This window comes from Mesorhizobium sp. M1142 (assembly GCF_040318565.1).
In the GTDB taxonomy this organism is placed as follows: Bacteria; Pseudomonadota; Alphaproteobacteria; order Rhizobiales; family Rhizobiaceae; genus Mesorhizobium.
Map to the genome: position 1 here is coordinate 1 of NZ_JAMYMK010000012.1, position 20,775 is coordinate 20,775.

The window sequence follows — 20,775 nt, forward strand, 5'->3', positions numbered from 1 at the left end:
ACTGGCCCATCTGCTTCACTGCCATCGCGATTCCCTCCGAGCTTCGTCTCAGAGAATCACAATCAGCGAATTACGCAACAGGCCCACAAGGGGGGAGATTGGCAGCTTCGCTGTCTGCTCTTAAATCAGCTTCTCCAGCGTGATCGGCAGGTCCCGCACCCTTTTCCCGGTGGCGTGGAACACCGCGTTGGCGATCGCCGGCGCCACGCCAACAATGCCCAGTTCGCCGACCCCCTTGCCGCCAAGCACCGAGGAGTGCGGATCGGGAATACCGACCGAGATCACCTCGATATCGGGAATGTCGGCATTCGTGGCGATGAGATAGTCGGCGAGATTGTTGTTGACGATGCGCCCATGCCGGCGGTCGACGATGCCTTCCTCGAGCAGCGCCTGGCCGATGCCCATGATGATACCGCCCTTCCACTGGCTTTCGGCGAGCTTGGGGTTGTAGAGCCGGCCCGAATCCAGCGCCGACACCACACGCGACACACGAACCGTGCCAAAGTCCTCGTCGACGCGCACTTCGATGAAATGCGCGCACCAGCTGTAGCGGGAATAGTCGCCCTCGGTGTGTGGCAGCGCCATGGCTATGGTGGTGTAGTTCTTGTAGCGGTCCTCGACCGTCGAATTGGCCGGCATGGTGTCGCCCTTCGCCTCGATATGCTCGCGCCCGACGCTCCTGAGCAGTTCGGCGATGGAAACTTCAGGGCCGTTGCCGCGCGGTGAAGCGATGCGGCCATTGGCGACGACGAGCGTGTTGGCCTGCAGCGCATGGAACGGCGAAGCCGGATCGCTGATGGCGAGCCCGATCAGTTGGTCGAGCGCGGCACTCGTCGCCTTGTGGACGGCGCCGGTCATCACCCCGGCCAGCCGCGAACCGCCGGTGACGCCGGCTCGCGCATAGCGGGAATCGCCAAGCTTGACGACGACGTTTTCCGCCGGCACGCCCACCACCTCGGCGGCGGTCTGCGCCAGGATCGTGTAGGTGCCTTGCCCCATGTCGATCGATGAGCTTTCGACCTCGACCGAGCCGTCGGCCAGGATGCGCACCATGGCCTCGCCATAGGCGCGCCGCACCGGATAGGTGCCGGCGGCGACACCCCAGCCGATCAGCTGGTTGCCGTCGCGCATCGAACGCGGCCGGGGGTTCCGCTTCGACCAGCCAAAGGCTTCGGCGCCGGCGGCGAAGGCCTCACGCAGCTGCCGTGTCGACCACGGCTTCTTGGCATGCGGGTCCTGCTCGGCATAGTTCCTGAGCCGGATTTCCAGCGGATCGATGCCGGCCTCGTAAGCGAGCTCGTCAATGGCGCTTTCGATGCCGAAGGCGCTCGGGTTCTCGCCCGGCGCGCGCAATGCCCCCGGCACCACCGTGTTGACCCGCACGACGTTCTGCCGCGACGAGAAATTCGGCGTCGCGTACATGACCGAGGTGACCGAGCCGAGCGGCTCGACCCACATGCCGTCGACAGAGGTCTCGTTGACGCCGCGATGCACGATCGACTGGATTTTGCCGTCGCGATCGGCGCCGAGCGCTACCGTCTGGCGCGTCGCCGCCCGTCCGCCATAGGCGGTGAAGGTCTGCGGCCTGGTGACCGCCAGCTTCACCGGCCGTCCCAGCATTTTCGCGGCCGCTGCCGCCACCGCGCCGTAGCCATAGGCGAACGCCTTGGACCCGAAGCCGCCGCCAATATAGGGCGAGACAAGGCGCACATTCTCGAACGGCACGCCAAACCATTCGGCATAGGTCCGCGCCATGCCGTCGACCCATTGACTCGGCTCCCAGACCGTCAGCTGGTCGCCCTGCCACTTTGCGATCAGGCCATGCGGCTCCATCGGCGCCTGGTATTCGCGCGGCGTGTTGTAAGCGTTGCAGATCCTGACCGGAGCCGAGGCGAACGCTGTCTCCGCCTCGCCCCATTCCTTGGTCATGGCGTCGACCGGGATGCCGTCGCCGGCCTTCGGATCGCTGAGGTCGACGATCGCCGGCGTCTCGTCATAGGCGATCTTGACCAGCGCCGCGGCCGCGACCGCCTGTTCGAAGCTCTCAGCGATGACTGCCCCGACATGCTGGCCGCTGAAGGTGACGTCGCGCGCCAGCGGGCAATAGGCGACATCCGGCGGCGGCGTGCCCAGCCAATCCGTTGCGGTTCTCAGCGGCAGGATATTGTCAGGCGTCAGCACCAGCAGCACGCCGGGCGACGCTTCGGCAGCGGCCGTGTCGATCGAATGCACCCGGCCGGCGGCAATGGTGCTCTCGACCAGCACCGCATGGGTAAGCCCGTCGAGCCGCTGCTCGACGGCATATTTGGCGGCACCGGTGATCTTGGCCGGGCCGTCGACGCGAGACAGCCGGCCGCCGACCTGATCGGCGAGGACGGCACCGTCCGAAGCGTCGCCGTGTTTGGCATCGCCGGGTCTTGCTCTCAACTCGTGAACGGTCATGCCGTTTCTCCCATTTTTAGGATGGCGCGGGCGACGACGCGCGGCGCCAGTTGGATCTTGTAGTGGTTGGCGCCATGGTCGACGGCGCCCTCGACGGCGAGCAGGCTGGCTTGCCTGACGACCTCCGGCTCGAGCACTTTGCCTTTCAGCGCCTCTTCCACGGCACGCGCCCGCCACGGTTTTGTGGCGACGCCGCCAAGCGCCACGCGCAGGTCGCGGATCGTGCGGCCGTCCGCCTCGAATTCGACACCGACGGCGGCACTTGCGGCGGCAAATTCATAGGATTGCCGGTCGCGGACTTTCAGATAGGTCGAGCGGCGGGCGGCGGCCGAAGCGGGAATGCCGATCGCGGTGATCACCTCGCCCGGCTCGATCGCATGTTCGTTGTCGGGCGTGCTGCCCGGCAGCAGAAAAAAATTATCGACGGCGATTTGGCGGTCACCGAGATGGACGATTGCGTCGAAAGCGACGAGTGCAACCGCCAGGTCGCCGGGATAGGTGGCGATGCAGGCCTCGCTGGTGCCGAGCACGGCATGGCCGCGGGTGACGCCGCCGATCGCCGAGCAGCCGCTGCCGGGCGAGCGCTTGTTGCAGGCGGGGAAATTCGACGGATCGCGGAAATAGGGGCAGCGTGTACGCTGCATCAAATTGCCGCCGATCGTCGCCATGTTGCGCAGCTGCGCCGATGCCGCCTGCCACAGCGCCTCCGAAACGGCAGGAAACCGGCTCTTGATACCGGCATGGTCGGCCACGGTGCTCATCCCGGCCAGCGCCCCGACCGTGGCGCCCCGGTCATCGATCACGATCGTGTCCAGTCCGGTGAGATGGGTGATGTCGACCACGATCTCGGGTTCGGCAACGCCGCATTTGGCGAGATCGACAAGCGTCGTGCCGCCGGCGAGCAGCATGGCGCCGGGCAGTGCTGCTGCCTCACGCGCTGCGTCGACCGAGCCGGCACGGAGATACGAAAAGTCCCTCATGATGTGGCCTCCACGGCTGCCTGGCGCACGGCGGCGACGATATGCGGATATGCGCCGCAGCGGCAGAGATTGCCGGCCATGTATTCGCGGATCTCCTCATCGGAGCCGGCATGGCCTTCGCGAATGCAGGCGACCGCCGACATGATCTGGCCCGGCGTGCAATAGCCGCACTGGAAGGCATCCTGTTCGAGGAAGGCGGCCTGCACCGCATGTAGCGCGCCATCCTCCCCGGCAAGCCCTTCGATGGTGGTGATGGCACGTCCTTCGGCCTGCGCGGCAAGAGTCAGGCAGGCCAGCACGCGCTGGCCGTCGATATGGACGGTGCAGGCGCCGCACTGGCCTTGGTCGCAGCCCTTCTTGGTGCCGGTCAGGCCGAGATGATCGCGCAAGGCGTCGAGCAGGGTAACACGCGGCTCTGCCTCGAGCTCATGTCGATGTCCGTTGATTTGAAGTTGGATCGGAGTTCGGGTTTTGCTTGTCATGGGGCGTCTGGCTCCAGTTGCTTGACGCGAGAGGGGATGATCTGGCGCCCGGCCAGCGAGCGGCAAGATCAGGTTATGGCTAGGTGAGCTAATCTCCCCCCTTGCGGGGGAGATGCCCGGCAGGGCAGCGGGGGTCCGCTTGGCTTGATGCGACCTCCGGGAGGGCCGCGGTTTGCGAGGTTGAAAGACGTGACATACCCGATCCCGTGATTACATGATCCCGTGATTACATGATAAAGGCGCTCCACAAATCGGAGGCGCCTCCGTTTATTAACTAGGGGCCTGCTCCGCCCTGTTCAAGCCCCGGATCGAAATTGATCGAAATTGGAGAAAATTGGGGGCGGGCAGCCAGCCGTCATGCCGGGAGACAAAAAAGCACCACCGGCCCAAGCCGGTGGTGCTCTCTGGACTGTCTGTAGGGGCAGGACAGTCCAATGATCCTGAGGGGATCGCGCTCAACGTGGGCTCATTTTTGCCCCACGGCATCGGCCGAACAGATGAGGAGTGCCGGCCGCGAGGAAATATCCTCCGTCGTCACCCGCCGTGCACCGGAGGCGGGCAAGATGCCTCGCCTGCCGGAACGCCGGCCCAAACTCGATCCTGTGATTATAGTTACTTGCGATTATATTTGTCGGAGACGTAACGAAGGTGGAAGAGTCTGCGTTCTTGAAACGGGGCCTGCCTATCCGGGTATGCTTCGGATCAGCACTGGAGAAGAAATTGGCCGCGGAGCCGCCCGTCATACCTGGAGACAAAACCGAAACCGCCGTTGCAAAACCGCTGCGCGCCGACGCGCAGCGCAACCGCGACGCGCTGGTCGAGGTCGCGGCAAAGGCCTTTGCCGCGCATGGCGTCGACGCCTCGCTGGAGGAGATTGCGCGCCAGGCCGGCGTCGGCATCGGCACGCTCTACCGGCATTTCCCAACCCGCGAGCATCTGGTCGAGGTGGTTTATCGGCGCGAAGTGGAAGGGCTGTGCCAGGCGGCCGACGAACTCGCCCACGATCATTCGCCCGACGTGGCGCTTGAACAATGGATGCAGCGCTTCGTCGACTACATCGCCACCAAGCGCGGGCTGTCGACAAGCCTGCGCATCCTGCTCACGACCAACTCCACCCTGTTCTCCGACGTTTCGGGCAGGGTGACGCTCGCCTTGCGGCGGCTGATCGATGCCGCGGTCGCCGACGGCTCGATCCGCAGCGACGTCGATGCCTCCGACGTGCTGCATGCGCTGGGCGGCATCTATTCGGCCCCGGACACGAAGGACTGGCGCGACCGCTCGCGCCGATTGGTGTCGCTGCTGATGGATGGGCTGCGGTTTGGAGCGGCCAAATCCCGCCCATCCAAGGAATAACGAATGCAGTGACTGTCCTTATTTCAGCGAGATGCTCATACCGCTGAGATCGGCATTGACTTGCAGGCCTACCTGCCTGCCTGTGAGTTCGAGTTGGGCACCCTTGTCATTGGTCATGACGATCACCTGGGCTCCTTTGCCGAGCGCGCCGCCACCGCCCGCTGCGCCGTAAACCCCCGTCACATCCCGGGCGCGCCGTATGTGGCGCACGGTACCTTTGAAATAGGTCTTGGAGGCACCGAAGGCGAGGCCGCCCGAGATGCCGCCGACCGAGATGGGATACCGGCGACCATGGAAGGTCAGTGTGCCCTCGCCTCCGGCGCCGCCGATGAAGAAGGCCGCCTTGTAGATGGCGAAGCGGATCGTACCGCTGTCGGCATGTGCGACGCTGGCAAAGCTAACTGCCGCCGCAGTTATGACGGCAACCGCGACTGAACGAAATCTGGACGAAATCTTCATGATGAGAACTCCTCAAGATCGCCGCATGCCCAGCCGGCCGGGCACGTCGGCGCCGTATCAAAGTCATAGCTGAACAGTCTCGCCCGTCATTGGTTCCAAGCACGCGGCCTGAATCCGGCTGCGAGAAGACCGCTACGAAACGAGGCGGATGGCGAGCGTAGTCCTGGCTGTAAGAACATGACTGATGGTGGGGATGATCGTAGGTGTTGAGGCGGAATGGTATTAGTCTGCGCTGTCCTGGGGTTTCGGGAGCGCGGCAAAGGAATGGATTTCAACTCACGGCATGGCTACCTCCTGATCGGCGGCCTTATCCTGGTCGGTGCCGGGCTGCTGGTCCTTTCGCTGATCGTCAATCTTCGCGTGGCGCACAGCGTGCGCGACGACGTACGCCATCGTGAAAAGCTGCTGGAATATTATCGCAACATCTTTTCGCAGCTGGGCGTGATCATGATCGGGATTGGCGTGTCCCTGTTCATCTTCTTTTTCCAGCAGAATTATCAGGACCAGCGCAAACGCGAAGCGGAGCTCCAGCAGGTTCTCGCCAAACTGGCGGCACGTGTTGCCCGCGGCAGCGCTGTCGTGGAGGCCCTCGGCGAATTCGACGCGCTGCTGGATGATGGTGGTGCTTATGTCAGTCCGGAACACGGCGGTGACAACGCCGCTGTCAGCGCCCACGGAACGGCGCTCGCCAAGCAGGTTTCCCAGATCCTTCTGGTCGAGCGCGACGTCGATGTTCAGGGGTTCGATATCCTGAATCTGTCGCGCGATTTCGAAGCATCGTTCGTCGTCAACGAGCTCAACCCAACGCTATGGTTCAACGTCGTCCGGGACGAGAGCGACATCAAATATGCCACCACCCAGATGGCCCTTGATTACAGGGACCTGCAGGATGCGATCGGCGGCGAGCCTATCGAGGTTGCGATCGCCAATCCCGAAAAGGAGCGGAAGATCAAGCAGGAGGTGCTCGACGTGTTTTATGATGCCGACCTCCTGCGCCAGCGCAGCAGGCGGTTTCTCGGCCGCGCGTGCTGGCTTTTCAGCAAGGGGCGCGACTTCGTCAAGCTTGCACCGGCCAATGAGATCGAAGCCGATGCCAGGTCGCACCAGGAATGGATCGATCGGTCAAAAAGCTTCCTGACGCAGTTGAAGTCGGGAAGCGGCGATTGCTTCAAATTGCTCCAGTTCGGCCCGGCATCCTGAACCGGCAAGCATCGCCCGCCCGGCGGCGGCTAATCCCCCACGCGTTGCAGCGTGCCGAGACGATTGTCGTCGAGAAATTCGACGGTCATGGCCGACGCCTTGCCGTCGGGGCCGAGGGCAAAGCTGACGGCCGAAGGCCTGTCCGGCATCTCGGCATCGGGGAAGGTCACGAAGAGGTCGCGGTTGAAATGCTTCAGTGGATAGGACCGCGCACCGGCAGGCCCGACCTTGAGGACAAGAGCGTCTCCTTCGCCTGACACAATAGCATCGCCGATGAAGTCGTTGAAGTAACGGCCCGCATAGGCGCTGGCCGGCGCCGCCGGACTTGCTGGAGAGGGCGGCGCGGCATAGGTAGCCTTGGCCGCCGCAATCACCGGGCCGAACATGCCTGCATAGATATCATTCCAAGCCTTTACCTTGTCCTTTCCCAGCGTTCCGTCGAAGACGAGATCGGCGAAGCTGTCGGACAGTCCCTCCGGCACGCCTGTCGGAAAGGCGTTGGCGATGACGACGATGCCAAGCTTCTCCTCGGGAAAGAGCATCACCAGACTGCGGGCGCCGGCGCTGAAGGCGCCCGCATGACCCCAGATCGGTCCGTGCCGGCCGAATTCGACATTCCAGCCGAGGCCGTAGAAGGCCTCGCCTCCGGAGACGGGGTTCTTGCCGCGAACCATCAAGGGAATATGTGTCTGGTCCAGCGCATCGGCGGCAATGAGTCTCTTGCCGGCGTAGTCCCCGTTGCCGAGCACAAGGCGCATCCATTGCGAGAGGTCGCGTGCGGTGGAACTGACGCCGCCTGCTGGCGCCTGCGCATCCGGATAGCGCTGGACCTTGGCGGTCCACGCGCCATCGATTTTGGCGTGGAGCTCGGCGCGGTTGGCGTGCTTGATGAAGTCCGAATGACGGGAACTGGTCGAGGCCATTCCAAGCGGACGGTAGAGCTTCTCTTCGGCGACCTCTTCCCATGATTTGCCTGTCGGCTTCGCGGCCGCGACGGCACCCTCGGTCAGTCCGAAATTGCTGTAGGAATAGCCCGCGCGAAAGCTGGATGACGGCGACACGAACCGCAGGCGGCGCAGGATCTCCGCGCGGTCATAGCCGATGTCCTCGAGGTCGTCGCCGGCGGTGCCGGGAAGCCCGCTGCGGTGTGCAAACAGATCGCGGACCGTGAGTTCGCTGGTCGGATAGGGCTGAGCGAGCCGGAAAGCCGGATCGAGGTCGGCGATCTTGGAATCCCACGAAGCGATCCCGTCGCTGACCAGCGCCGCCACGACGGTGGCGGAGACCGGCTTGGAGAGCGAGGCAATCTGGAAGACCGTGTCGGCATCGACGATCTCCGGTTTTCCGGCTTCGCGATGCCCGAACCCCTTGAGGAAGATCACCTCGTCGCCGTGCACGACGCCGATGGCCAGACCGGGCACGCTACCATCCGCGACGACGCCTTCGGCAAGCAATTCGAGCTTCGACAGAGCGGCGGCGATCCTGTCGGGTGGGATGGTATCGGCCGACGCCGCCTTCGGCAAAAGCGTCATGATTGCGATGAAGGCCAACATCCTCCACCGGAGGTGATTCCGGTTTATGAACAGCCGCATGCTCAGCCCCTCCGCTTCACCGGCGTGCACTATTGCAGGCCGACGCAGGGAAGGCCAGCCTCACCCTCGACCCGCCATCCATTGACGGATGTCCGCATCACACCAGTCGAAATTCAGACAGCCGCGCCTGAGCTAGGATGCAGCGCGCAGGCGGAGGCGCCGCCTGCCGGCGCGGGCCTTCTCCGCCACCGCGGCGGTGATCTCGACCACGCCGTCTTCACGCGGTCTGGCGTTGGTGACCTTGTGGAGCCGCTCATAGGGCAACAGTTCCTTGACCCGGGCTTGAAGCGACGCGACTTCGGCTCGCAGATCCTCGCATTCCTGCCTCTGGACGTCGAACTGTATCTGTTCGGATGCCTGTTGCAGAGAAAGCTGCGAAAAATTTGCGCTGATTGCGGAAAGGTTCATCTTGTCGTTTTCGCTCTCTTTCATGAGAGCAGACAATTTTTGCTCGACAATTTGCCTTTCGGCCACCGCGTCGCTCGCTTGGGCCTTGAGCCTGGCGATCTCGCTGGCGGCTTCGCTGTTCTGGTTGGAGGCGGCCTCCAGCCGCGATCGAAGGTCCTCGATTTCAGAACGCAAGCCGGTCATCTCCGCGACACTGCGTGCAAGCTCGGCTTCCCTGTCACCGTCCCTGAGGCGGGCTGCTTCCGTTATTTCCGATAGCTTCGCCTGCGCCATATCGAGCGATTTCTGCAGCCGCATCTCCTCTTTCTCGCTCTTGCCAAGCGCGGCCAGCAGTTCCGAAAGCTGCGCGGCATCATTGGCATGGACAGTCGAGAGTTCGTCCAGCCTGTGCCGGGCCTCGGCTTCCCGTTTCAGCGCCTTGTCGAGGTCGATCGACAAGCTGACATGTTTCTCCCGCAGCATTTCGTTCTCGCGCGAGCGTCTGTTGGCCTCGACGGCTCTGGCTGAGAGTGTTTTGACAAGCTCGCCGAACTCGGCCTCGCGTTTTGCGCTCGCATTGCCTGCCACGACAAGTTCCAGCCTTGCCGCAGCCAGCGCGCCGCGAAGTGCTTCCTTGTCCTCGACCAGGCTTGCCTCGTGCTGCTGCAGGGCCTCGATAGCGCTGTCGCGCTCGCGCTGCTTTCTGGTTGCATCGTGGAGCTGTTCGGACAGCACCCTTTGCTGCGCGGTCAGGCCAGTATTTGCCAGCTCCAATTCGTTGGCGCGAAGAATGTCGCCGTGGAGCAGTTTTAGAAATTCGCCCGTCAGATGATGCGAGGTCGCGATCTCCGACAGTTTCGCATTGATCTCCCCCAGATACTCCTGCGCGTCGTGAAAGAGCCCATCGACCGCGCTTAAGGCAGCCAGCCGGGTTTGCGTATGGGGGGACAGCCGTCGTGCGGTCTCGAAGGCGTCCGCATTGGCCTCGATCTGCGAGCTGTCATCCGTTGCCCCGAGATTCTCATCCGATACCGTCTCATCCGGCACAGTGACGTCGTTCAGCGGCGGCTGATCGTCCACGTTGAGACATTCGCTAAACGCATCCGCCAAATCGGTTTCGAGCTCCTTGAACGCTCTTTCCACAGTCTCGGCACGCTTGATCAAACCTTTGAAATTCATGACCGAATATCCCTCTCGTGCAGCGCCGTTAAGGAGCGGACTTTCAACTCTTGACCTCGCCTCCCCGAATACGGGGTTCATCTCCTGACGTGCGCTCTGGCCGACGCAGGCTAGGGACAGGCTTGGCCACTGTCCTCGTGTGTTTGAATGACGTAAAGCCGTGTTCTGCCGCGCTCCATACCCGAGGCGTTGGCACCGCTCGCAAAATGCCACTCATTTCACCCGAGACGGATATGAAGCGGCGCAAGCCTGAGAATCGCCTGGTAATTGTCTTAAGGACCGGCCGAGCGCCTCGGTGTTCTGCAGCAGCTACAAGGTCACGGCCTAGGACGACGCGTGTCACTGCCGAGAGGCCTGACCTAATAAATGATTGTGTTGAATACGTTTCGCTGATTAGCTGCTGTGAATAGACTAGGGACAAGACCGACAAAATGTTGTCCCGGGAGGACCGCGATGCCGGTGCTTGAGGTTCGCCACGTCTCCAAGAATTTCGGGGCTATCCAGGCCCTGACCGACGTCAGCTTCCAGGTGGAGCGAGGCGAAGTCGTTGGTCTCATGGGGGATAACGGCGCCGGCAAGTCGACGATAGTCAAGACGGTGGCCGGGAATTTTCCTCCGAGCGACGGCGAAATTGTAGTCGAGGGCGAGGTGTGCCACTTCCACCAGCCTGTGCAGGCCCGCGCCAAAGGGATCGAAGTTGTTTATCAGGACCTGGCGCTCGCCGATAACTTGACAGCCGCGCAGAACGTCTTTCTGGGGCGCGAGATCAAGAAAGGCTTCTGGCCGATCAGGATTCTTGACAAGCAGGCGATGATCGATCGCTCGGCTGCGCTGTTCAAGGAACTCAAATCGGAAACCCGGCCGCGCGACCTCGTCAGAAAGATGTCGGGTGGGCAGCGCCAGGCGGTCGCCATCGCGCGGACCCGACTTTCAAATGCCAAGCTGGTGCTGATGGACGAACCAACGGCCGCCATCTCAGTGCGCCAGGTGGCGGAAGTACTCGAACTGATCCGGCGCCTCAAAGCACAAGGAGTCGGCGTCATGCTGATCAGTCACCGAATGCCTGATGTGTTCGCCGTGGCAGATCGTATTATCGTCCTCAGGCGGGGCTCGAAAGTTGCCGACAAGCCAGCCGACAAAACGTCGCCCGAGGAAATCACTGGACTGATAACGGGGGCCATCCGTGGCGAATAGTGTTCAGGAGTCAGTTGGCGTTCAGGGCTCAGTCGAAGAACATGGCCGGCCGGTCATGTCGGATTTCGTTCCGACCAAGGAAAAAACAGTTCTCCAACGTGTGATTTCAAGTCAGCCCTTCTGGGTGACGATCGCGCTCATCGCGCTCGTCATGTTGATGACTGCGATGGAGCCGAGCTTCGGCACCTCTGAAAACGTCGCCAATGTGACGCGCAATTTCGCACCTTTCGGCATCATGGCACTTGGCATGACGATCGTCATCATCACCGGCGGTATAGATCTGTCGGTCGGCTCCGTCATGGGTCTCGTGGTCATCGTCGCCGGCCTGTTCCTCACCTGGCACTATCCCTGGTACGTCGCCTTCGCCATGGGCCTTTTCTCCGGTCTGGCCTGTGGCGCGGTCAATGGATTCTTTGTCGCCTATGTCGGGATGCCGTCCTTTGTGGTCACCCTCGGCATGCTGTCCGTCGCGCGCTCGCTGGCGGTCGTATTCTCGGCCAACCAGATGCTCTACCAGTTCGGGCCCGATGCCCCGATCGTAAAGGCAATCGGTCAGTGGAAATGGCCGCGGCATGGTCTGGAGGACTGGGCACCGCATTGGATACCAGAACTGTCGTCACAATTCTGGACCATGGTGATCCTGGCCCTGATTGTCGGCTTCGTGTTCAACTTCACTGCCTGGGCCCGGCATCTCTTCGCCATCGGCGGCAATGAGGAGGCGGCACGGCTCACCGGCGTTCCGGTCAACTGGATCAAATTCCAGGCCTATGTCTTCTCGGCTTTCACCGCCGCGCTCGCCTCGCTCCTGCTCCTCGGCTATAACGGCTCGGCCATCAATGCCATGGGCCAAGGCTATGAGCTGCGCGTTATCGCCGCGACAGTCATTGGCGGCGCCAGCCTCATGGGCGGCGCCGGCACGGCCTTCGGTGCGATCATCGGTTCCGCCTTCCTCGAGGTGATCAGGAACGCGCTGCTGATGGCCGGCATCGATTCAAACTGGCAGGGTGCCTTCGTCGGCGCCTTCATCGTTCTTGCGGTTCTCTTGGGCATGCAAACCGGCGGCAAATCGATTCTCGCCGCGTCGCTGGCAGTCTTGATGCCCAAAAAACGCCGCTAGAAACCCGCCGGCGGGAGGCTTGCGGGACATCACACCAAGGAGGAGAACGTCACATGAAAAAACATCTGCTCACGGCCGCCGTCGCGCTTGGCGCAATGGTGCTCGCCGTTTCCGGCGCCCAGGCGAAATACACCTTCGCCCTGGTGCCGAAGAACATGAACAATCCTTTCTTCGACCAGGCACGCGACGGCTGCAAGAAGGCCGAGGCCGAATCCAATGGCGCTGTGGAGTGCATGTATATCGGTCCCGGCGAACATGGCGGCGGCGACGAGCAGGTGCAGATCGTGCAGGATCTCGTGGCCAAGAAGGTGGACGGCATCGCCGTGTCGCCATCGAACGCCGCGGCGATGGCGGTTGCGCTGCAGGCCGCCAAGGAGGCCGGTATCCCGGTTCTCACCTGGGACTCCGATCTCCTGCCCGAAAACAAGGATCTGCGCGTTGCCTACATAGGCACCCACAATTACGAGATCGGCGTGAACCTCGCCAAGCTTGTCATGCAGATCAAGCCCAAAGGCGGCACGATCTGCATCCAGTCCGGCGGCGCCGCGGCGGCCAACCACAACGAGCGCATGCAGGGCATTCGCGATACGCTTTCGGGCACCAAATCGGCGGCCTCGCCCGGAGATCGGCTGACAGGCCAGAACGGCTGGACCGAAATCGAAGGCTGTCCGCTCTACACCAACGATGATTTCCCGCTTTCGGTGCAACAGTTCGAGGATATCATGGCGAAAAACCCGAACCTCGACGCGTTTGTCCCAACCGGTGGCTTCCCGCAGTTCATCCCTGATGCCAACCGCGCCGCCGTCGCACCGTACAAGGACAAGATCGCCTCGAAGGCCCTGGCCCTTGTCGTCGCCGACACGCTTCCGGTACAGATCGACCAGATGAAGGAAGGTTTCTCGCTTGGCCAGGTCGGCCAGCGGCCGTTCGAGATGGGCTACAAGACGATGATGGCGCTGAAGGACATGAAGGACGGCAAGGCTCCGCCGGCCGACCCGACCTACACGGGCCTCGATGTCTGCACTCCGGAGACAGCCGACACCTGCGTCGCCAAATAGTGCTTTTGGGCGGGAGGAAACTCCCGCCCTTTTCCATAGGGGATCTCAATGCCGGAATTGTTCTCGCTCAAGGGCCGTGTCGCATTGGTCACGGGTGCCTCGCGTGGTCTTGGTTTCGCCATGGCCAAGGCACTTGCGGAAAACGGCGCGACGGTGGTCGTCAATGCCCGCGACGTGGCCGCCCTTTCCGCCGCGGCGGACAGGATAGGTGCAGAAGCCCTGCCGTTCGATGTCACCGATGCGGCGATCTCAAGGGTGTCGCTCGAAGGAATCGTCGAACGCCACGGCCGCCTCGACATTCTGGTCAACAACGCCGGCATCCAGCATCGTAAACCGCTGGTCGAATGGCAGGACGAGGATTTCAACCACGTGGTTGCCGTCAATCTTTCGGCTTGCTTCCGCATGATGCGCGACGCGGTGCGCCTGATGCTGCCAAACAAGTTCGGGCGCATAATAAACACCGGATCGGTCGCAGCGATCCTTGGCCGTCCCACCATTCACGCCTATGTGGCGGCAAAGGCGGGGCTACATGGGCTGACACGCTCAACTGCCGCTGAGCTGGGCCGCCACGGCATCACCGTCAACGCGATCGCCCCAGGCTATTTCGCCACCGAGCTCAACACCGCACTTATGCACGACGAGGCCTTCACCAAATGGGTCGAGGCACGAACCCCCGCGGGCCGCTGGGCCCAGCCTGAGGAACTCGGCGGAGCCGTAGTGTTTCTCGCCTCCGACGCTGCCGCTTACGTCAACGGGCACGTGCTGGCCGTTGACGGCGGGCTATCGGTTTCCCTGTGATTTCAACCGGCGACACCGTGCCGACAGGGCGTGCCTGCTAGCCGCCTGAAATGACGACTTGCTGCATACGCTGCTAGCCCGGTCCCCCTGCGCGGACGCAGACGCCACACGATTGGATGACGCGCCGTATTGCAGCCGCCGACTTTCGATTCGCAGCGGGTTATTTCGACGTCTGGCGGCATCGATGCTTGATGCCGCCAATATTTCATTCCACACACCGGCCACGATGAGAAACGACATACGGGATCAGCGCCGGGTATTCGGGTGGGCCTTGCCCACTTCGATTGCCCTGCATCTGCTGATCGTCGCGTTTTTGTTGTTCGGACTGCCGGCAACGCTCTCGCAGCCAGGGAAGGAGCAGGCCATTGCGGTGGATATCGTGCCGCCGCCCAAACCGCCGGAAAAAACCAAACCTCCGTCCCCCGCTGAACCGCCCAAGACGGAAAAGCCGCCGGAAGCAAAGGTCGAGCCGACGGCGAGCCGTGAGGTCGCCGCGCAGAGACCTGTCTTCCAATTCGGTGAGAAGGACGCCGGTCCGCGCAAGTCTCTGGACGGCAACAGTGCGGAGGATGGTTCGGAACAACCGCCAGCGCCGCAAGATCCCAATAACCAGGATCTTGCACAGCCACCTGCCGTGACTGCGGTCGACGGGAACGACCAGGCTCCGCCGCCTGGCGCATCACAGCCGCCGAAGCCCAAGCCAGCGGATGTCGCTAACGTGCAAAAGCCGTTGAAGCTTGAAGAAGCGAAAAGATTGTTCTCGCAAGCAGCAACCGATGATCCGATCGCGACAACCGCCATGAAAAACGTGCCGCGCGCCGTACGAATCGGTCAGCTCTGCAACACGGAGCTCGCACAGCAATTGGTGCACGCGTCGCCCCCCTATTTCCCAGACAGCTTGCTTGAGTATCGGCTGAAGGCCGGCACGGTCATGAACGTCGCCAGTGCGCCGTTCCCCGCAAACGGGCAGTGGTACGATCTGAGCTTTCGTTGTGAGGTCGATCCGGACGCAACGAAAGTCGTGTCGTTCGCCTTCCGTGTTGGAAATCCGGTGCCGCGCAGTGAATGGAAGCGCCGCGGGTTGCCCGCCAATTAGGTGGTCAAGGCCACGGAGGCTGGCTGTCCGGCGCCATCAAATCCGGCTGGCGATGTCTTCGCGCGGCCCGGGTGACCGAACCAACACGCGCCAAAAATGGCTTTCGTCAGTGGCCGCCGAAGTCTAGCATACGGCTTTGGGAGGAGGCTTCGATGACTTCAAGTTTCAATGTTCACCATGCTGCCGGCTATGAGCAGCTCATGGGCCGCTGGAGCCAAAGGCTCGCGCCGCTGTTCATCGACTTTGCGGGCCTTAAAGACGGCGAAAAGATCCTCGACGTCGGTTGCGGCACCGGCAGCCTGACCTTCGCGCTCGTCAAGGCCGCTGACCTCCGTGAGGTCGCCGCGATCGACTTTTCAGGCGTTTTTGTCGAGGAGGCAATCCGGCGCAACTCCGATCCGCGGATAAAAATCCGTCAGGCGGATGCCTGCGCCCTGCCCTTTGAGGACGGCGCGTTCGACCGTGCCCTGGCCCTGCTCGTGCTCCATTTCGTGCCCGAAGCCGGCAAGGCAGTCGCCGAGATGCGCCGCGTCGTGCGGCCGGGCGGCGTGGTCGCGGCGACGGTATGGGACCATCTCGGCGGCATGCCGGGGATGCGCATGATGATCGACACGGTGGCGGTGCTCAGCGAAGGCGGACGCCAGCTGCGCGCCCGCTATTGCACGCAGCCGATGATGCAGCCGGGTGAAATGAAACGGACCTTTGTCGAGCAGGGTCTCCGCGACGTTACGGAGACCGAGCTGATGATCCGCATGGACTATCAAAACTTCGACGATTACTGGGCGCCGATAGCCGCCGGCGAAGGGCCGCTCGGCAAGTATGTGGCCACGCTCGATCCAGAAGAGCGGGCGCGCGTCGACGCCGCCATGCGCGACGCCTATGAGGCCGGCCGGCCCGACGGCCCGAGATCCTTTGCGAATGTCGCCTGGGCCTGCCGCGGTATCGTTGCCTGACCGGCCGGCAGCCGGGATGCATTCTTCGCATAGGAAGCATCGCTCTCCTCGCGCCGGCTTGTCCCGCTGTTGACGGGACGGCCTCCGCTTCGGCCCCGCTAGATCCGCCAAGGGTGGCTGCATTAGCCGATCCCGTAGACCAGCCTGACGCGGCCGTCCGAAAGCTGCTCCACTTTGCGCAGTTCGAGCCCACGACGATTTTTCGCCGTCCCAAACAGCGCCTTTCCTTCACCGGCGAGCAGCGGATAGACGATCAGCCTGAGCTCATCGACCAGCCCGGCATCGATAAGGCTCGCGGTAATTCGGGCGCCGCCCATAAGGTAGATGTCTTTGCCGGGCTTCTGTTTAAGCGCAGCGATATCCTCGAAATTCCGCACGAAGCGCGTCTTTGGCCAGGCGGCCGAAGTCATTGTGTTCGACAGCACATAATGCGGGGTCTGCGCGGCGAATCGGGCCCATTCGAGCTCGGCCGGCTTCGGCAATTTGCCGGTCATCGGCAGCGGCTTGTCGGGCTCGTTCTGGATGGCGCTCCAGTAGCGCTCGTAGCCGGCATACATGACGCTGCCAAGCAGGCAGGCGTCGATTTGCGGCGTCAGGCCATATTCGTCCGACCACGCGTCGACCCAATCGGCGTAACCCTCGGGCCCCTCCATCTTGCCGTCGACGGAGATTTTCATCCCAGCGATCAATTTGCGCATGACTTCCTCCATCAGGCTTGCGGGATGCAAGCACGTTTCATCGTTGCTTCGTGTTGCTGGCGGCGACCTCAGGGATGGACGCCGCGAGTTACATCAGGCCGGCAGGCGGCGATCGTATTCTTCCCGCAGGCGGCTCCAGCCGTCCCAGAACGAGGTCGGCGGCTTGCCAGCCAGGCGGGCGGCCAGCAGGTCGAGGTGCATGTGCCAGCCGGCCGTGATGTTGAGCTGGATTGCACGTTCCGGCAGGCGGCGATGGACGACGGTGAGCAGCACATCGCTACCCTTCGCCTCCAGCAAGAAGGAGACGCCGCCGGTATTTCCCCAGGTGATGGAAAGCTGGCGCGGCGGATCGAGTTCGGTGATCCGGCCCTCCATCCGATGCTCTTCGGGAAAGCCCGCGGGGCGCTGGCCAGGCGGGTCCGTCAGCTCGTCGTTACGCCAGACCAATTCGAACGAGCTGCCCGCCTTCATTTCCATCTGGCCCGCTGCCATCCACTGTCGGCGCAGGTCACTCTCAGTGAGATAGGCCCAGACGCGCTCGATGGGTCCGGGCAAAAGGCGCTGGATAGTGAACGTGGCGGGCTCGCTTAGCGCGCCATAGGCGTCGATGCTTCTCATCTGGTTCATTGCTCGTCTCCTTCTTTCGGATTGGGCGATTTCCTGGGCTCATCCTGGGCTTTGCGTGCGTCCTCTTCGCGAAGAAGGCGTTCGAGGACATCGAGACGACCTGTCCAGAAGCGCTCGTAGAAGCTGAGCCACTGATGGGCGCTGGCCAGCGGTCCGGGGGCTAGTCGGCACAGATGCGTGCGGCCCCTCACCTCTCGACGAATAAGCCCTGCGTTCTCCAGCGTCTTGATGTGCTTGGAGGCCGCCGCGAGCGACATCGCGAAGGGTTCCGCCAGCTGGCTTACCGTTTTCTCGCCATCGGCGAGATCGCGAAGCATGTGCCGGCGCGTGGCGTCGCCAAGGGCGTGAAAGACCGCATCCATCTGAGGTGTTTGTAATTCAACCATGTAGTTGAATATAGATGCACGCTTTGAGATAGTCAACCGTTTGGTTGAATAAATTATGTGAAGCGCCGCAGGGCGGTTTGCGCCATCGAGCGCATCGACGTGACGGGAGATACGGACGGCCCGCGACAGTAAGGGCGAGGCCCTTATTTGCCGTTGAAGAAACTGTGGATCGCGGCTTCCAGCTTTTCGATGCTGAGGGTTGTGGCAGCTGCCAGCCCAGATCAGGGCGTTTAGCCTTATTTCTTTGTTGATAAAGCTCACTTTCCCAGAATCCAGCAGGTATTCCGCGATCTCGTAGTGCCGCCCTTTGATAGCCTCGATGAGCGCGTTGTTTCTCCCCGTCTTGTCGGTCAGATTTACTTCCGCGCCATTCTCCACGAGCAACTTGACGACTTCGAGATGCCCGTTCTTCGCCGCCTCGATAAGAGCCGTTCTGCCGTAGTAGTCAGCTCGCGCGTTGATCTCTATTTGGGGGTGTCTCACGAGGCCTGAGATACACGAGTAATGTCCCTTGGCCGACGCAAGGCTCAAGGGCGTGCTCTTCCACTTGTTTCTGGCATTCACATCGATTTCCGGGTCTTCGATCAGCACCTCGACCACCGCTGTGCGGTCATTGAGGGCTGAAAGGTGAAGTGCAGACCAGCCGCCGTCGTCCGACTGATTGATGTCGGCGCCAGCCGCCAATTCCGATCGAACCGCATCCGCATCGCCTTGTTCTGCCGCGACCAGCAGGGGCGACCAGTCTCTTGCTCCTTCGGCTTCCAAGCTGTTGGTCAACGCAGTCGCCTCCTCGAATAATCCACAGAATACCACAGAAATCCGCGACAGCGGGATCGTCCTGAATGGAGTTCCCTGGAGTCCGTGGGTCACAGAGAGCTGTCGGCCCGAAGCGGAAGATCAGCGCTTCACGTCCGTCTCCTCACATTCTCCTGATATCGACTGGCTTTGGCGGCCATTCAGACTAGATAGAGCCTGCGCCGGGCGGAACGATGCAGAAGGACCTGAACATGCCTGAACAGATTACCCTGAAAAGACCTGAACAAATCAGATTGAACGACGGCTCCGCCATTCCGCAAATCGGCCTCGGCGTGTGGCAGGTCGATCCAGCCATCACCGCCAAGGTAGTGCGCTGGGGAATCGAGGCCGGCTACAGGCTGATCGACACCGCCGAAGGCTATCAGAACGAAGAAGGTGTCGGGCAGGCGATCCGCTCGGCCGGCGTGCCGAGAAGCGAGTTGTTCATCACCTCGAAACTGCGCAACGGCGCCCATCAGCGCGACGCCGCCTTGCGCGCCTTCGACGGGACGATGAGCAAGCTCGGCATCGAACAGATCGACCTGTTCCTGATCCATTGGCCGGTACCCAGCCAGGACAGATATGTCGAGGCCTGGAAGACGCTGATCGAACTCAGGCAATCAGGCCGCATCAAGTCGATCGGCGTTTCGAACTTCAACCAGGACCATCTCGAACGGATCATCGGCGAGACCGGCGTCACGCCGACCGTCAACCAGATCGAGCTCCACCCCCGCTTCCAGCAGCGTGACAAACGTGAATTCCACGACAGGCACAACATCCGCATCGAGAGCTGGAGCCCGCTGGGCAGCGGCCGGCTGTTGAGCGATCCGACGCTCGAAAGCATCGCCAGGAAACACGGCAAGTCGGTGGCGCAGGTGATTATCAGGTGGCACCTTCAGGAAGGGCTGATCGTCATCCCGAAATCGATCCACCAGGACCGGATCGCCGCCAATTTCGATGTCTTCGATTTCGAGCTGGAAGCGAAGGACCTCGAGCTCATCCGGGGCATGGATTCGCCCGACGGCCGCACCGGCCCGAACCCCGCCACCGCCGCGTTCCTGTTCTGACGAAGGCGGGCATCACCGCGGCGTTGGCATTCCTTTGCGACCCCTGTGTCCTGCCCTCTTTGGCACCACTTGGCATCTCCCCCCGGGGGAGATTGGCAGCTTTAACGGGAGCGCCGTTCTTGCAACGTTGGAGACTAGCGAAAAGCCGAGATGAGAGCCAATCTCCCCCCTCGTGGGGGAGATGTCCGGCAGGACAGAGAAGTGGTCGTTTCCAAGTTACAAGGGGGGCGCTGTCCCGCCGGTCTTGCCAGGGTTCTGCTGCCCATCCGTCGCTCACGGAACTCGCGCTTTGGCCACCCATTCAGGATGCAGCGGCGAGCCCAGTCACAATGCCAATGTGCTGGCCTTGGGCATCGATTTGGCATTTGCGCGGTGTCGTGGAGGCAATGGCGTGTGAGGCATTGTCAACGCTCTTTGGCGATCGAGGTCGGCGTTCTACGGCGCCCCCCTCTGTCCTGCCGGACATCTCCCCCACGAGGGGGGAGATCGGCAGCTTCGGCCCCAACGCGGTCCTGTAGCGACCGCGACAGCTCACCTCAGATCCCCGAGCCATCCAGCAGCGGGACATCATCCTCCTCCCAGGGGCTCGGCATCGAACCCTTGCTCAGATTGGCCGACGGCAGCGGCATCCAGCACTTCAGCTCCGGTTCGGCATATTCGACGATGCGTCCCGGAGAAGAGTCGGAAGCCCTCCAGCCTTCGCTGCCGAACTGATCGGCCCGGGCCCAGAAAGCCATGTCGACTTCGGCCGGCCCCTGTTCGGATGGCCGAACCGTGACAAGGATTCTGCTGCCGTCCCTTGGCGCACTCGACATGTGGCGCCACCGATCGGGCTCGTCCATCGTATTTCCTCCTGCGGAATTCACCTCGCACGGATAGTCGCTTCGCCTTCAGAAGCGGTCAACCCGAACT

19 protein-coding genes and 1 pseudogene are annotated in these 20,775 nt (G+C 62.3%); 9 read left to right on the forward strand and 11 right to left on the reverse strand.

Features of this window, described 5'->3' with window-relative positions; genetic code table 11:
* Window positions 1-120 precede the first annotated feature (120 nt).
* From NKH42_RS19805 to NKH42_RS19815, 3 genes are read right to left on the reverse strand one after another with little or no spacing between them, the layout of a single operon-like run.
* Window positions 121-2,442, reverse strand: coding sequence for a xanthine dehydrogenase family protein molybdopterin-binding subunit (locus NKH42_RS19805; protein WP_352753592.1), 2,322 nt, complete (start codon window positions 2,440-2,442; stop codon window positions 121-123).
* Window positions 2,439-3,422, reverse strand: coding sequence for an FAD binding domain-containing protein (locus NKH42_RS19810; protein ID WP_352507172.1), 984 nt, complete (start codon window positions 3,420-3,422; stop codon window positions 2,439-2,441). Before NKH42_RS19810 ends, NKH42_RS19805 begins: the two co-directional genes overlap by 4 nt.
* Window positions 3,419-3,904, reverse strand: a complete 486-nt coding sequence (locus tag NKH42_RS19815) for a (2Fe-2S)-binding protein (protein ID WP_352507171.1) — start codon at window positions 3,902-3,904, stop codon at window positions 3,419-3,421. The genes NKH42_RS19810 and NKH42_RS19815 overlap by 4 nt, the downstream gene beginning before the upstream one ends.
* Before the next feature lie 720 nt (window positions 3,905-4,624).
* Here NKH42_RS19815 and NKH42_RS19820 point away from each other — a divergent pair.
* Complete coding sequence (locus tag NKH42_RS19820) at window positions 4,625-5,257, forward strand: TetR/AcrR family transcriptional regulator (protein WP_352705635.1); 633 nt, start codon at window positions 4,625-4,627, stop codon at window positions 5,255-5,257.
* 18 nt (window positions 5,258-5,275) lie between these two features.
* Here NKH42_RS19820 and NKH42_RS19825 read toward each other — a convergent pair whose 3' ends face one another.
* Window positions 5,276-5,716 carry a lipid-binding SYLF domain-containing protein gene (locus NKH42_RS19825; RefSeq protein ID WP_352507169.1) on the reverse strand — a complete coding sequence of 147 codons (441 nt, stop codon included), beginning with the start codon at window positions 5,714-5,716 and terminating at the stop codon, window positions 5,276-5,278.
* 264 nt (window positions 5,717-5,980) lie between these two features.
* On the opposite strand from NKH42_RS19825, the gene NKH42_RS19830 reads away from it, so the two are divergent.
* On the forward strand, window positions 5,981-6,916 hold the full coding sequence (locus NKH42_RS19830) for a hypothetical protein (RefSeq protein WP_352753588.1): 936 nt from the start codon (window positions 5,981-5,983) through the stop codon (window positions 6,914-6,916).
* A gap of 29 nt (window positions 6,917-6,945) precedes the next feature.
* Here NKH42_RS19830 and NKH42_RS19835 read toward each other — a convergent pair whose 3' ends face one another.
* Both NKH42_RS19835 and NKH42_RS19840 read right to left on the reverse strand, forming a co-directional pair.
* Window positions 6,946-8,469: a serine hydrolase gene (locus tag NKH42_RS19835; protein WP_502896214.1), complete on the reverse strand. Its 1,524-nt coding sequence runs from the start codon at window positions 8,467-8,469 to the stop codon at window positions 6,946-6,948.
* A gap of 171 nt (window positions 8,470-8,640) precedes the next feature.
* Window positions 8,641-10,074 (reverse strand): coiled-coil domain-containing protein, encoded by a 1,434-nt coding sequence (locus tag NKH42_RS19840; protein WP_352756019.1) that lies wholly within the window; start codon window positions 10,072-10,074, stop codon window positions 8,641-8,643.
* A 453-nt stretch (window positions 10,075-10,527) separates the two neighbouring features.
* Between NKH42_RS19840 and NKH42_RS19845 the strand changes: the two genes are divergently transcribed.
* The 6 genes from NKH42_RS19845 to NKH42_RS19870 all read left to right on the forward strand — a co-directional run bounded on the left by NKH42_RS19845 (window position 10,528) and on the right by NKH42_RS19870 (window position 16,290).
* Complete coding sequence (locus tag NKH42_RS19845; protein WP_254819718.1) at window positions 10,528-11,268, forward strand: ATP-binding cassette domain-containing protein; 741 nt, start codon at window positions 10,528-10,530, stop codon at window positions 11,266-11,268.
* Window positions 11,269-11,323: 55 nt separating this feature from the next.
* Window positions 11,324-12,385 carry an ABC transporter permease gene (locus NKH42_RS19850; RefSeq protein ID WP_352507165.1) on the forward strand — a complete coding sequence of 354 codons (1,062 nt, stop codon included), beginning with the start codon at window positions 11,324-11,326 and terminating at the stop codon, window positions 12,383-12,385.
* Between the two features lie 53 nt (window positions 12,386-12,438).
* Window positions 12,439-13,443 (forward strand): sugar-binding protein, encoded by a 1,005-nt coding sequence (locus NKH42_RS19855; RefSeq protein WP_254819720.1) that lies wholly within the window; start codon window positions 12,439-12,441, stop codon window positions 13,441-13,443.
* A gap of 48 nt (window positions 13,444-13,491) precedes the next feature.
* Window positions 13,492-14,241, forward strand: a complete 750-nt coding sequence (locus tag NKH42_RS19860; protein ID WP_352507163.1) for a glucose 1-dehydrogenase — start codon at window positions 13,492-13,494, stop codon at window positions 14,239-14,241.
* A 184-nt stretch (window positions 14,242-14,425) separates the two neighbouring features.
* Complete coding sequence (locus tag NKH42_RS19865) at window positions 14,426-15,337, forward strand: DUF930 domain-containing protein (protein WP_352507162.1); 912 nt, start codon at window positions 14,426-14,428, stop codon at window positions 15,335-15,337.
* 152 nt (window positions 15,338-15,489) lie between these two features.
* A complete protein-coding gene (locus NKH42_RS19870) occupies window positions 15,490-16,290 on the forward strand; it encodes a class I SAM-dependent methyltransferase (RefSeq protein WP_352507161.1) in 801 nt (266 codons plus the stop codon).
* A 122-nt stretch (window positions 16,291-16,412) separates the two neighbouring features.
* Here the strand turns inward: NKH42_RS19870 and NKH42_RS19875 are convergent, their stop codons facing one another.
* The 4 genes and pseudogenes from NKH42_RS19875 to NKH42_RS19890 all read right to left on the reverse strand — a co-directional run.
* On the reverse strand, window positions 16,413-16,988 hold the full coding sequence (locus NKH42_RS19875) for a dihydrofolate reductase family protein (RefSeq protein ID WP_352507160.1): 576 nt from the start codon (window positions 16,986-16,988) through the stop codon (window positions 16,413-16,415).
* Between the two features lie 93 nt (window positions 16,989-17,081).
* Window positions 17,082-17,615, reverse strand: coding sequence for an SRPBCC family protein (locus NKH42_RS19880; RefSeq protein WP_352507159.1), 534 nt, complete (start codon window positions 17,613-17,615; stop codon window positions 17,082-17,084).
* Complete coding sequence (locus tag NKH42_RS19885) at window positions 17,612-18,001, reverse strand: ArsR/SmtB family transcription factor (protein WP_254819404.1); 390 nt, start codon at window positions 17,999-18,001, stop codon at window positions 17,612-17,614. The genes NKH42_RS19880 and NKH42_RS19885 overlap by 4 nt, the downstream gene beginning before the upstream one ends.
* Window positions 18,002-18,334: 333 nt before the next feature.
* Window positions 18,335-18,871: pseudogene (locus tag NKH42_RS19890) on the reverse strand (ankyrin repeat domain-containing protein); the annotation flags it as partial.
* A gap of 137 nt (window positions 18,872-19,008) precedes the next feature.
* Here NKH42_RS19890 and NKH42_RS19895 point away from each other — a divergent pair.
* On the forward strand, window positions 19,009-19,863 hold the full coding sequence (locus tag NKH42_RS19895) for an aldo/keto reductase (protein ID WP_352507158.1): 855 nt from the start codon (window positions 19,009-19,011) through the stop codon (window positions 19,861-19,863).
* A 536-nt stretch (window positions 19,864-20,399) separates the two neighbouring features.
* Here the strand turns inward: NKH42_RS19895 and NKH42_RS19900 are convergent.
* Window positions 20,400-20,705, reverse strand: a complete 306-nt coding sequence (locus NKH42_RS19900; protein ID WP_352507157.1) for a hypothetical protein — start codon at window positions 20,703-20,705, stop codon at window positions 20,400-20,402.
* Window positions 20,706-20,775 lie beyond the last annotated feature (70 nt).